The organism is Paraburkholderia flava (assembly GCF_004359985.1).
In the GTDB taxonomy this organism is placed as follows: domain Bacteria; phylum Pseudomonadota; class Gammaproteobacteria; order Burkholderiales; family Burkholderiaceae; genus Paraburkholderia; species Paraburkholderia flava.
Window position 1 is genome coordinate 256,367 of record NZ_SMRO01000002.1, and the last position, 12,330, is coordinate 268,696.

The 12,330-nt window shown below is 65.3% G+C and carries 11 protein-coding genes; 8 read left to right on the forward strand and 3 right to left on the reverse strand.

Annotation, left to right across the window (positions count from 1 at the left end; genetic code table 11):
* Positions 1 to 7 precede the first annotated feature (7 nt).
* Entirely contained in the window at positions 8 to 1,054 is a 1,047-nt protein-coding gene (locus tag E1748_RS12495; RefSeq protein WP_133647556.1) for an L-threonylcarbamoyladenylate synthase, read from the forward strand.
* A gap of 182 nt (positions 1,055 to 1,236) precedes the next feature.
* Here E1748_RS12495 and E1748_RS12500 read toward each other — a convergent pair whose 3' ends face one another.
* The 3 genes from E1748_RS12500 to dacB form a co-directional block, all read right to left on the reverse strand.
* Positions 1,237 to 2,400 carry an SGNH/GDSL hydrolase family protein gene (locus E1748_RS12500; protein ID WP_133647557.1) on the reverse strand — a complete coding sequence of 388 codons (1,164 nt, stop codon included), beginning with the start codon at positions 2,398 to 2,400 and terminating at the stop codon, positions 1,237 to 1,239.
* A 157-nt stretch (positions 2,401 to 2,557) separates the two neighbouring features.
* Positions 2,558 to 3,481, reverse strand: a complete 924-nt coding sequence (locus E1748_RS12505) for a sterol desaturase family protein (RefSeq protein ID WP_133647558.1) — start codon at positions 3,479 to 3,481, stop codon at positions 2,558 to 2,560.
* A gap of 255 nt (positions 3,482 to 3,736) precedes the next feature.
* Entirely contained in the window at positions 3,737 to 5,416 is a 1,680-nt protein-coding gene (dacB, locus tag E1748_RS12510; RefSeq protein WP_133647559.1) for a D-alanyl-D-alanine carboxypeptidase/D-alanyl-D-alanine endopeptidase, read from the reverse strand.
* A 194-nt stretch (positions 5,417 to 5,610) separates the two neighbouring features.
* Between dacB and E1748_RS12515 the strand changes: the two genes are divergently transcribed.
* From E1748_RS12515 to E1748_RS12545, 7 genes are all read left to right on the forward strand, one after another.
* On the forward strand, positions 5,611 to 6,273 hold the full coding sequence (locus tag E1748_RS12515; protein ID WP_133647560.1) for a response regulator: 663 nt from the start codon (positions 5,611 to 5,613) through the stop codon (positions 6,271 to 6,273).
* A gap of 4 nt (positions 6,274 to 6,277) precedes the next feature.
* Positions 6,278 to 7,579 carry an ATP-binding protein gene (locus E1748_RS12520; protein WP_133647561.1) on the forward strand — a complete coding sequence of 434 codons (1,302 nt, stop codon included), beginning with the start codon at positions 6,278 to 6,280 and terminating at the stop codon, positions 7,577 to 7,579.
* Between the two features lie 276 nt (positions 7,580 to 7,855).
* Positions 7,856 to 9,352: a DegQ family serine endoprotease gene (locus tag E1748_RS12525; protein ID WP_133649336.1), complete on the forward strand. Its 1,497-nt coding sequence runs from the start codon at positions 7,856 to 7,858 to the stop codon at positions 9,350 to 9,352.
* A gap of 379 nt (positions 9,353 to 9,731) precedes the next feature.
* The gene (locus E1748_RS12530; protein WP_133649337.1) at positions 9,732 to 10,190 is read left to right on the forward strand and encodes a carboxypeptidase regulatory-like domain-containing protein; all 459 of its coding nucleotides are present in this window, start codon (positions 9,732 to 9,734) and stop codon (positions 10,188 to 10,190) included.
* A 170-nt stretch (positions 10,191 to 10,360) separates the two neighbouring features.
* The gene (locus E1748_RS12535) at positions 10,361 to 10,774 is read left to right on the forward strand and encodes a DUF427 domain-containing protein (protein ID WP_133647562.1); all 414 of its coding nucleotides are present in this window, start codon (positions 10,361 to 10,363) and stop codon (positions 10,772 to 10,774) included.
* 33 nt (positions 10,775 to 10,807) lie between these two features.
* Positions 10,808 to 11,569, forward strand: a complete 762-nt coding sequence (locus tag E1748_RS12540; protein WP_133647563.1) for an SRPBCC family protein — start codon at positions 10,808 to 10,810, stop codon at positions 11,567 to 11,569.
* A 108-nt stretch (positions 11,570 to 11,677) separates the two neighbouring features.
* Positions 11,678 to 12,313 carry a cysteine hydrolase family protein gene (locus E1748_RS12545; RefSeq protein WP_133647564.1) on the forward strand — a complete coding sequence of 212 codons (636 nt, stop codon included), beginning with the start codon at positions 11,678 to 11,680 and terminating at the stop codon, positions 12,311 to 12,313.
* Positions 12,314 to 12,330: the final 17 nt, after the last annotated feature.

The following is a 12,330-nucleotide window of genomic DNA, read 5'->3' on the forward strand; positions in this document are numbered from 1 at the left end:
CTCCTTCATGCCGATCGATCCGAAACACGCAGCCGACGCTTCTTCCTCTTCCGTTAGTACGGCGGACATCGAGCACGCAGCCGCGCTGCTCGATGCGGGCGAACTCGTCGCGTTTCCGACCGAGACCGTGTATGGCCTGGGCGGTGACGCTGAGAGTCCGCAGGCGGTCGCGCGGATCTATGAGGCGAAGGGTCGGCCGGCGAATCATCCGGTGATCGTGCATCTCGCGCCGCATGGCGATCCGGGTTACTGGGTCGATCATCTGCCGCCCGATGCGCTCAAGCTGATCGACGCGTTCTGGCCAGGTCCGCTCACGCTGATTTTGAAGCGTGCCGCGCATATTCCAGCGGCGGTCAGCGGCGGACAGGATTCGGTTGGACTGCGTTGTCCGTCGCATCCGGTCGCGCAGGCGTTGCTGTCGGCATTCGTCGCGCGTCGCGGCGGTCGCGGCGGTGTCGCGGCGCCGTCGGCGAACCGCTTCGGTCACGTGAGCCCGACTACTGCTCAACACGTGCGCGACGAATTTGGCGGTGCGATTCATGTGCTCGACGGCGGCGCGTCCGACGTCGGGATCGAATCGACGATCGTCGATCTGTCGCGTGGATTTCCTGCATTGCTGCGGCCCGGTCACGTGACACCGCAGGACATTGCGAACGTGCTCGGCGAAGCGCCGCGTTTGCCTGATGGCTCGGATGCAACGGCGCCGCGCGCGTCGGGGACGCTGAAGGCGCACTATGCGCCGCAGACGCCGCTTGCTCTGCTGCCGTTCGGTGCGCTCGAGCCTTTGCTCGCCGCGCGTGCTGCGGGCGAGCGTGTCGCACTCGTTGCGCGTGCGTCGCGAGCGGGCGCGTGGGCGAGTGCGGACGGCGTGCATTTTGTCGCTGCGCCGGAAGATCCGCATGCGTATGCGCGCGAACTGTATGGGCTGCTGCGCGCGCTCGATCGTGCGAACGTCGCGCGGATTTTGATCGAGAAGCTGCCTGATACGATCGAATGGATCGCGGTGAACGATCGGCTTGGAAGAGCGGCTGCGGCGTTCGAGGCGTTGTCCTGAAGCGATTCGATTGCGAGGTGTGACGGCGTTCTGGACGTCGAGCGCCCATCTCCGACGACCGCATTTCCACATACGCGTCCCGCAAACAAAAAACCCGGCCATCGCTGACCGGGTTTTTTACTTTGAGCCGCACGGCGCGCAACAGCAACACACGCGCACGCCGCACACGCCTCACATCAACATCACTTGCCAAGACCCGAAGCCGCAATCTGCTTCTCAACCTGCTGTGCAAACAGCGCATGCAGATGCGTCGTCGGGTGAACGGTGTCCGCGAACATATACGTCTGATCCGCATTCGCGACCGTGTACGTGTCCGGCGAGCAGAACAGCGACGATGCAAACGACGACGGATTCGGCAAGCCGAACTTCTGCGCCGCCGCGGCCATCGCGGTCAGGTTGCACGCGGTGCCCGTGTTCGACACCGTGAAGCCGTTCGCCTGGTAGTTCGCCAGGATGCCGTCCTGCCACGTGTCAGCCTGCACGTAGACCACCTTGCTCGCGAGACCCGTCGCGTTCAGCGTGCCGATCAGCGTCTGGTTGAACGCCGACACGAGGCCCGCAAACAGCTGCTGTCCGGATGCACCACCCGACAGACCTTGCGGCGTCTGCGCGATATCAGGCACGTTCGATACGACCACGTGCGTCGCACCGTTCTGAAGCGCCGGTGCAATCACGTTCTGCACGAGCTGCGTCGCCGCGAGGCCGATTGCCTGCACCGCCGCGTTGACTGCCTGGGTTTGCGCGGTGGCCGGATCGGCGCCGGCCGCGACGGCTGCTGCGATCGTCGCCTGCACGACTGCGGCCTGGAAGAAGATGTCGTTCGCGCCGCCGTTGATCAGCACCAGCTGGTTCGCGTTGAAGCTCGTGTGGGCCGACAGATAGTTCTGCATCTGCGTGACGATCGGCACCGTGGTGGCCTGCGCGTAGTCGGGCAGCGGTGCTGCTGCGTGGCCGATGCCGTTCGGGTCCGTCACGCGCGAGCCGCCCTGTCCGTAGCCAAGGCCCGTCGATGCCTGCAGCGGCTGACCGAAGCCGCCGAGATAGGCCGGCGTCAGCGTACCGCCGTAGTATTCGGCGACTTTCTGCGCCCAGATTTCGCCCGGGTTCGTCGTGAAGCGGCCGCCGCCGAAATTGGCGAGTACGACCGGTGAATACGTGCCGACGTCGGACAGGCTGTCGCCGAACGACACGACCTGCAATTTGACGCCGCCCGCGGGTGTCGCGCTGCTGTTCGAATTGTTGTCGTCGCCGCCGCCGCACGCGGCGAGCAGTGCAAACGCGGCAGCCGCCATGGCGATTTGTGCGGTGCGCGTAAGACCCCGGTTGTGTGATTTCTTCTGTTTCATGTCGACTTCGTCTCCTCGTATGTCCGTATGGCCATGGCCATCTGTGCGGGCCGTGTCCGCCGTTTTGGCAGCGTGACGACAGCTTACAGAATCTTCTCCGATACGCGCGATGTTTGAAACACCTTCGTGTCGTCGTTTCCCTCTAGTTCCGGTGCTTTCAGACCCCGACCGAACGCTGCGACGTACCGTTTCCCGCATCGGGAACGACGCTGGATGCCGCCTCGGCCCGCTCGACGTGATAGCGCGCCGCCCATGCCGGCGGCGCGAACAGCGCGCGCAGCTTGTTGCGCCAGCCGCGCACCTGCGCGACGTCGGCAAACATCGACGCCCATTCGTGGAACGTCGCCTTCAGCGGGTTGTAAGAACCGAGCGGCTCGACGATGCCGTACACCGGCGCATCGTGCGGATCCTCGTCGACGTAGCTACCGAACATTCGATCCCAGATCACCAGCACGCCCGCGTAGTTACGATCGAGGTAGCGGTCGTTGCGCGCGTGGTGGACGCGATGGATCGACGGCGTATTGAGCACGTACTCGAGCCAGCCGAGCCGGCCGATCGCCTGCGTGTGCACGAAAAACTGGAACGCGAGATTGATCAGCACGATCGCGACGATCTGCTGCGGCGGAAAGCCGAGCACGGCAAGCGGCAGCCAGAACGCCCACATGCCGGCGATCGGGTACATCAGGCTCTGCCGGAATGCAGTGGAGAAATTCATCCGCTCCGACGAGTGATGCACGACGTGCGCGGCCCACAGCCAGCGCACGCGATGGCTGCAGCGATGAAAGACGTAATAGAGCAGATCCTGCGCGACGAACAGGACGACGAACGACAGCCAGCCCGCGTGCCACGTGTAAAAGCGCCAGTGCGAATAGACGTACGCGTAGACGGGAATGACGAAGAACCACGCGATCTTGTCGGCGCCCTGGTGCATCAGCGCGAGCGTCCCGTTGCACAGCAGGTCGCGCCAGCTATACATCGCGGCGCCGGGTCGCGTGCGATGCAGGTGCCACGCTTCCCAGCCGATGCAGGCGAGAAACACCGGTGCCATCGCGAGCAGAAGCAATTCGGCATCGAATCGCATGAGCGTCTTCCTCCCTGGTCCCTGGCTGCCGCAGCAAATCGCGATGCGCGAATGGGCAGACGTTGTCGTTATCGTTCGACGGACCCTGGCGGAATGCGGCGCTGTCGCGCGGCGGGACGTTTCAGATGAGCGTGATGAACGCTTTATGAGATGCAGCGCGAAGGGCCGTCGAACACTGCCCGACAGCGTACACGCTCCATTACGACGCAGAACCCGGCATCGCTAGAAGGAAACTTCGACGGGCGTCGGTGCGTGTCAGTGAGCGCCGCGGCGATGCGGGTTTTTCCTGGTCTTGCCGGTCGCTTTCTTGCGCGGTTCTTCGGAGGGCTCGGGCGCGAGTTCCATCGACGCACCCTGATAGACCCATTCGAGCAGCGAGTCGTGCGCGGCGCGTGCCGCTTCCGCGTGCGGACTGTTGATCAGACTCACGACCACATAGCTGACACCGTCCGCGGCCGCGACGTAGCCCGCGATCGCGCGCACATCGCGCAGCGTGCCGGTCTTGATGTGCGCGTTGCCGACCACCGGCTGCGTGGTGAGCCGGTTGCGCATCGTGCCGTCCACGCCGACGACGGGCAGCGAATCGACGAACACCTGCGCGACCGGACTCGCGTTCGCCGCCTGCAGCAGATCGGCGAGCAGCAGCGCGGTGACGTGCTCGTCGCGCGACAGGCCCGAGCCGTTGTCGAGCGACAGGTCGTCGATCGGCAATGCACTGCGCGACAGGAACGCTTCGATTGCGTGCGCCGATTTCGCGGGGGTCGCCGGCGGTTTCGCCGCGACCGCGCCGATCGTCAGGAACAGGTTGCGCGCCATCGTGTTGTTGCTGAACTTGTTGATGTCGCGAACGATGTCGCCGAGCGGCGGGCCCTGATGCGTCGCGACGAGCTTCGCATCGGCGGGCACGGCGCCTTCGCGCGTCGCGCCGTTGAACGTGCCGCCCGTTTGCTGCCACAGCGCGAGGAACCCGCCCGCGAAGAACGCCGAGTGATCGAGCACCGCGACGTTGATCGTGCGCGGTCCGCAGCGCAGCGGATAGTCGCCGGCAAACGATGCGACGACCGTGCCGTTCTGCGTCGGCGTCACGCTCGGCGCGAGCGCCGCGCCTTCGCCACGGCACGGACCGCTGCTCGCGTGCAACTGGTTTTCGATCTGCAACTGCGCGAGCGCGGGCAGCACGTCGATCGCGACGCTGCCGTCCGGGGCCGGCGTCAGCGTGAACGACAGCGACTTGAACGCGTACAGCAACGGATCGGGACCGACGTTGTACGGCGCGGTGATGTCGTCGTCGAATGGCGGCAGATCGCGTGTCGACGCGTCGAAGTAGCGCTTGTCGAGCACCAGTCCGCCGTCGATTCCCTTGATCCCCGCCTGATGGATTTTCTGCACGAGGTCGATCAGTTCTTCGGGGACGAGCTTCGGATCGCCGGTGCCCTGGATGTACAGATTGCCGTGCAGCACGCCGTTCGCGTCGAGCGTGCCGTCGGCGTACGCGCTCGTGCGCCAGCGGTAATCGGGGCCGAGCAGCGACAGACCCGACCACGTGGTGACGAGCTTCATCGTCGATGCGGGCAGCATCGGTTTGCCGGCGTTCAGCGCGACGATCGGCGTCGTGTCGCCCACTTTCTCGACGACCACGCTGATCGCCGACAGCGGCACGTGCGCACGCTGCAGTCCGGCCATCACCTGAGGCGGCAATACGGTGGTGACGTTGACGGCCGGATGCTTCGCCTTGATCCGCGCGTGCGCGGGCGGCGCGGCGACGAGCGCGACGCAGGCGAGTGCAATGGCGGTGGCGGCGACAGCAGTGCGATGCGTGGCGGCGCCAGGCGTGGCATCAGTCGATATGCAGGGAAGAGTAGAAGCCCCCGTGCGTGCGACACGGGAACGATAGAGGCTGAAAGCGCGCGACAGCGAAGCGAAAGCGTGAGTCATAAAAACCTGGACGTGCGGGGCGGGTATCGAAGGCACGAAGCTGCGTCGGACGCAGCTTCACGGCACCCATAGCGAGCGAAAGCGCACATTGTAGAGACATGCCGCGATGCTGCGTTGAAAAAGCGACGCGACGTGCGCAACGAAGCGCGGGCGCTAGAATGCGGACATTCGCAACGATATGGAACCTGCGTGCCATGCGCATACTGCTTGTCGAAGACGACCGGATGATTGCCGAGGGCGTGCGCAAGGCGCTGCGCGGCGAAGGCTTCGCGGTCGACTGGGTGCAGGACGGCGAGGCGGCGTTGAGCGCCGCGTCCGGCGAACCTTACGATCTGCTGCTGCTCGACCTCGGCCTGCCGAAGCGCGACGGTCTCGATGTGCTGCGCACGCTGCGCGCGCGCGGCCATGCGCTGCCGGTGCTGATCGTCACCGCGCGTGATGCGGTCGCCGATCGCGTGAAGGGTCTCGACGCGGGCGCCGACGACTACCTCGTGAAGCCGTTCGATCTCGACGAACTCGGCGCGCGGATGCGTGCGCTGATCCGTCGGCAAGCCGGACGCAGCGAGTCGATCGTTCGCTACGGCGCGCTGACGCTCGATCCGACCGGCCATCAGGTGACGCTCGACGGTTCGCCGATCGCGTTGTCCGCGCGCGAATTCGCGCTGCTCGAAGCGCTGCTCGCGCGGCCCGGCGCCGTGCTGTCGAAGAGCCAGCTCGAAGAAAAGATGTACGGCTGGGGCGAAGAGATCGGCAGCAATACCGTCGAGGTCTACATCCACGCGCTGCGCAAGAAGCTCGGCGCCGACCTGATCCGCAACGTGCGCGGCCTTGGCTACATGATCGCGAAGGAAGCCTGAGCCGATGCGTTCGATTCGTCGTCAATTGCTGTTCTGGCTGCTTGCCATTGTGATGTTCGGTCTCGGTGTCGCGGGGTGGCTGATCTACCGTCAGGCGCTCGCCGAAGCCAACGAGCTGTTCGATTACCAGTTGCAGGAGATTGCGGCCGCGTTGCCCGCGGAACCGTTCTCGCAGATCCTCAGCTCGCGCGATACCGGTGACGAAGGCATCGTGCTGCAGATCTGGAATCGCAACGGCGTGTTGATGTACTACTCGCATCCGCGTGCGCCGCTCGCGCCGCGCGCGGAACTCGGCTTCTCGACCGAGAAGACCGAGCGCGGCGACTGGCGCGTGTACGGCGCGATCGTCGGCGATAACGTCGTGCAGCTTGCGCAGCCCGTGTCGGTGCGCAACCGGCTCGCGGCGAACGTCGCGCTGCGCACGCTGTGGCCGCTGATCGTGCTGCTGCCGCTGCTCGGCGTAGCGGTGTGGGGTGTCGTCGGACGTGGGCTCGCGCCGCTGCGACGGGTTGCCGGTGCGCTCGACACGCGGCATCCCGAAGCGCTCGATCCATTGCCCGATGCGCGACTGCCGCTCGAAGTGCAGCCGCTCGTGCGCGCGCTCAATGCGCTGCTCGATCGGCTCGCGATCGCGCTCGACACGCAGAAGGCTTTCGTCGCCGATGCCGCGCACGAGTTGCGTACGCCGCTCGCGGCGGTGCAGATCCAGTCGCAGCTCGTCGCACGCGCACGCGACGACGCCACGCGCAGCGAAGCGCTCGCCGATCTGCAGTCGGGCATCACGCGCGCGACGCGTCTCGCCGAACAGCTGCTCGCACTCGCACGCGCGGAACCGGATGGTCCAGTCACGTCGAAAGCCGTCGATCTGCATGCACTGCTCGACGAATGCGTGACGACGTACGTGCCGCTCGCGCAGCAACGCGACGTCGATCTCGGCATCGAAGGCAGCGAGCCCGCAACGGTGATCGCCGACGCGCAGACGCTGCGCGTGATGCTGAACAATCTGCTCGATAACGCGACCAAGTACACGCCGTCGGGTGGACGGGTCGACGTGAGCCTGAAGGTCGAGGAAGGGCATCCGGTCGTGCGCATTGCGGACAGCGGGCCAGGCATTCCGGTCGACGAGCGTGAGCGTGTGTTCGATCGGTTCTATCGCGTCGGGTCCGGTGCTACGCGCGAACGCACCGACGTCGCCGGCAGCGGACTCGGTCTCGCGATCGTGAAGCGCATCGCGATGCAGCAGCGTGCGTCGGTGACGCTGGGTGAAGCGCCGTCGGGCGGTTTGCTCGTGACGGTGCGTTTCTGACGATGCGCGTGCACGTCGGTGCGTGTCGATGCGAGTGCATCGACGCACATCGCGTACGCGTGTCACACGCACGTGGCATACAGGTCACTCGTACATCGCAAACCCGCTCGCACATACGCCCACACATCGATAGCAAGCCTATCGACAGCTACGCGAAAACACCCGAAAGCCCTGCGATTTTCGCTTCGTAACCTGTTTAAGACTCCTTTAAGCGATGGCACGTAGTCTTCGTTTCATCGAAAAAGCAATCCTTTGCAGGAGCACACGATGAACGCGATCAAAGCGAAATCCCTGTCCCGTGGCGCCGTTGCCGTAGCTGTCGCGGTGGCGCTCTCCGCCGGCTACGTCGCGGGTCACCGCAACGTGCCCGCACCGCAGGTCATCTCGCCGGCGCAGGCCGCGATGATGCCTGCGGAAGCCGCCGCGAAAACCGGCATTCCCGATTTCTCCGGTCTTGTCGAAACGTATGGCCCGGCGGTCGTCAACATCAGCGCGAAGCACGTCGTGAAGCAGGTTGCGCAGCGCGGCAACATGCAGCAGCTGCCGATCGATCCGAGCGATCCGTTCTACCAGTTCTACCGTCACTTCTTCGGCAACGTGCCGGGCATGCAGGGCGGCGACGGCGGTGACGCTTCGGATCAACCGAGCGCGAGTCTCGGCTCGGGCTTCATCGTCAGCAGCGACGGTTATATCCTGACCAATGCGCACGTCGTCGACGGCGCGAACGTCGTCACCGTGAAGCTCACCGACAAGCGCGAATACCGCGCGAAAGTCGTCGGCTCCGACAAGCAGTCGGACGTCGCGGTGCTGAAGATCGACGCGAACAATCTGCCTACGGTGAAGATCGGCGATCCGCGTCAAAGCAAGGTCGGTCAGTGGGTCGTCGCGATCGGTTCGCCGTACGGCTTCGACAACACGGTGACGTCCGGCATCATCAGCGCGAAGTCGCGCTCGCTGCCGAACGAGAACTACACGCCGTTCATCCAGACCGACGTGCCGGTGAATCCGGGTAACTCGGGTGGACCGCTGTTCAACCTGCAAGGCGAAGTGATCGGCATCAACTCGATGATCTACTCGCAGACCGGCGGCTTCCAGGGGCTGTCGTTCGCGATTCCGATCAACGAGGCGATCAAGGTCAAGGACGAACTCGTAAAGACGGGTCACGTGAGCCGCGGCCGTCTCGGCGTCGCCGTGCAGTCGATGAACCAGACGCTCGCGAACTCGTTCGGCATGAAGACGCCGCAAGGCGCGCTCGTCAGCTCGGTCGATGCATCCGGTCCGGCCGCGAAGGCGGGTCTGCAACCGGGCGACGTGATCTTGTCGGTGAACGGTACGCCGGTGAGCGATTCGTCGGATCTGCCGTCGCAGGTCGCCGGGCTGAAGCCGGGCAGCACGGCCACCGTGCAGGTGTGGCGTGACAAGGCGACGAAGGATCTGAAGGTGACGATCGGCGCGCTTGGCGATGCGAAGACGGCGTCGGCGGACGGTAATTCGCCCGCGCAGATGCAAGGCCGTCTCGGTGTCGCGGTGCGGGCGCTCACGCCGCAGGAAAAGAGCAGTGCGTCGCTGTCGCACGGTCTGCTCGTGCAGCAGGCCGGCGGTCCCGCCGCAAACGCGGGCATCCAGCCGGGCGACGTGATTCTCGCGGTCAACGGCCGTCCGGTGACGAGCGTCGATCAGTTGAAGCAGATGATCGCGCAGGCGGGCAGCAGCATCGCGTTGCTGATCCAGCGTGACGATGCGCAGATCTTCGTGCCGGTCGACCTCGGCTGACCGGACGCACGAAGGCCGCGGCCCGGACGGTAAATTTTCCGCGGCCGCGGCGGTTCTTACCGGATGGGTACGGCCTGCCGCACCGCCCGGTTCACGCGGCGGGGTGTTGAAGCGGTTCCAGTGCCGACGCGGCGAATGCGGCGAATGCGGTGAATGCGGAAAGTGCAGTGCAGCATCGCGTCGGGCACGGCGGTTGCATCCACCCTTGTTTCCGGACGTTTTCGAACGGACCTCGATCCGGCTTGCCGCAGTTCATTGCGTTATAGCTTCAAGCGAGCCGGACCAGTCGACCTGAAGAAGGAGCGAAGCGATGAACCAACAGAACACTCAACCCGGCAGCGCATTGGGCAACACACGCGGCAAGTTCGTCGCGGGCACGATGGCGGCGCTGCTGACGCTCGGTCTCGGTGTCGCAGGCGGCGCGTATGCGCAGGCGAGCGACGTCAGCGGCGGCACGACGACCGATCAGACGAGCGCCGGCAACACGAACGGCGGTGGTCTGCCGCAGGTGCAGCATCAGGGTAACGTCGCGTACACGTCCGGCGGTGTGGGACAGGACGAGTCGAAAGCGTTGCAGCACGCGCAAAGCAGCTGGCCGCTGTCGCTGCGCTTCACCGGTCCCGGCTCCGATTTCCTCGCCGACGTCCACGTGCGGATCGTCGATGCGCACAACGGCGACGTACTGACTGCAACGTCGCGCGGACCGTACATGCTGGTTCGCCTGAGCCCGGGACGCTATACGGTTCACGCGGCGTACAAGGACCGCGACCAGACGAAGGCGATCACCGTGCCGGCGAAGGGCACCGCGAAAGCAGCCTTCTACTGGACCACGCAGTGAGGGTTTGACCCATCTCGCGAGGCTGCGCAAAGCCGCGCAGCCGACATGAGTTTCGCCGATAATGAAGCCACGGGTAGCCCCCGTGGCTTTTTTCTTGGGCCGATGCATGGCGGCGCGGTGTTCGTCGCGGCGACCAGCATCGGTTTTCAACCGCTTTGCGGAGCACTCTGATGAGCGACGCCCCGACCTCCGATGACCGTTCCGGCAGCCCATGCGGGGCCGACGCCGACACGGGCGCCGCGCATCGCATCGAGATCGCGCCGAACCGTCGGCGCGTGCGGGTGATTCATTTTGGCGTCACGGTCGCCGACACGCAGGCCGCGCTGACGCTAAGCGAAACCGGCTTGCCCGACGTGTTCTATTTTCCGAGCGCCGACGTCAACATGGCGCGGCTCGAACGGTCGACCCATACGTCGCATTGTCCGCACAAGGGCGACGCCTCGTACTTCCATCTGCGCACCGAGAACGGCGTCGTCGAAAACGCCGTCTGGAGCTATGAGACCCCGTTCGAAGCGGTCCAGCAGATCAGGGGGTACCTGGCGTTTTACGCATCGCGCGTCGACCGCATCGATCAGACTTCCTGATCCGGGCGGCGTGCGTTTATCGGGGGAGCGGTCATGGAACTGAACGACGCGTTGAGGATTCCGCTCGCGCTGGCTGACGTCCGCGATGCGCTGCAGGACCTCGCGCTGCTGCGCGCGAGTCTCGACAACTGCGAATCGTTCGAACGCCTCGCGCATGGCGAATATGCGCTCACGTTGACGGTGCCGCTCGGTCCGCTGCGCGCGCGCTATGCGGTGCGTGCACACATCGCCGGCGAAGAAGCGACAGCGACCGGACTGTCCCAGCGCACGCTGAACTTCAAGGCGCGTACCGATGCGATCGGTGCATTGCGCGGCCAGATCGGTGTGACGCTGCGTGCGGACGGCGATGCGACCGCCACGACGAACGGTCAGCAGCCCGGCACGCGGATCGACTATTCGGTGTGGGCGACGCTGACGGGACCGCTCGCCGAACTGCCGCCTCGGCAGATCGAAAACGCGCTACACGAACTGGCCGACGATTTCTTCACCGAGTTTTGCGCGGTCGTGCAGGCGAAGCACGGCCAGGGGCCGAACCGGGCGAGCGGTGAGGCACATCGTCGTCAGCATGTGTTTTTGCGGCCGATCGGCTTCGGCAGCGGGGCGCGTCGCACGCGGTCGCGCGAACCTGGCGCGCCGCATGGTCCGCGCGCGGCGGGGACGCTGCTGGGCACGCGCGCGTCGCAGAGCGTTTCTCATCGCGACGATCCGCACAGTGTGCCGATGTGGGCGTGGGGCGTGATGATCTTCTTCGTGGCGCTGCTGCTGTATGGCGCACACTGGCTTTCGCTGGATTGAGCGGAGCCGCGTTACTTCTGTTGCTGCGCGAATGGAACGCGAGCGATACGCTCGCTATCCTGTGGCGCTCTGTTGTGCCTTTTATCCCTGCTGACAAGGACTCTTTTGATGGCCAGCCCCAAGCGCGCGTTGATCGTGATCGACGTGCAGAACGAATACGTGACCGGCAACCTGCTGATCGAATATCCCGACGTGCAGACGTCGCTTGCGAATATCGGCCGCGCGATGGATGCGGCGCGCGCAGCCGGTGTGCCGATCGTGCTCGTGCAAAACCTCGCACCCGAAACATCGCCGCTGTTCGCGCGCGGCAGCGTCGGCGCGGAACTGCATCAGGTGGTTGCGTCGCGCGAGCACGATCATCTCGTGACGAAGACGGTGCCGAGCGCGTGGACCGAGGAGACGGGTCTCGCCGGCTGGCTCGCCGAACGCAACGTCGACACGCTGACCGTGGTCGGCTACATGACGCACAACTGCGATGCGTCGACGATCAACCATGCGCTGCACGCGGGCCTGACCGTCGAATTCCTGGCGGACGCGACCGGCAGCGTGCCGTACGAAAACAGCGCGGGGTTGGCGAGCGCGGAGGAGATTCATCGCGTGTTCAGCGTCGTGCTGCACTCGCGCTTCGCGGCGGTCGCGACAACCGATGCATGGATCGCAGCGCTACAGGGCGGCGTGCCGCTCGAACGCGGCGGGATCTACGCGTCGAACCAGAAGGCGCGCGCCACACTCGCTGCAGGGTGAGTCTGCGGCATTCGTAA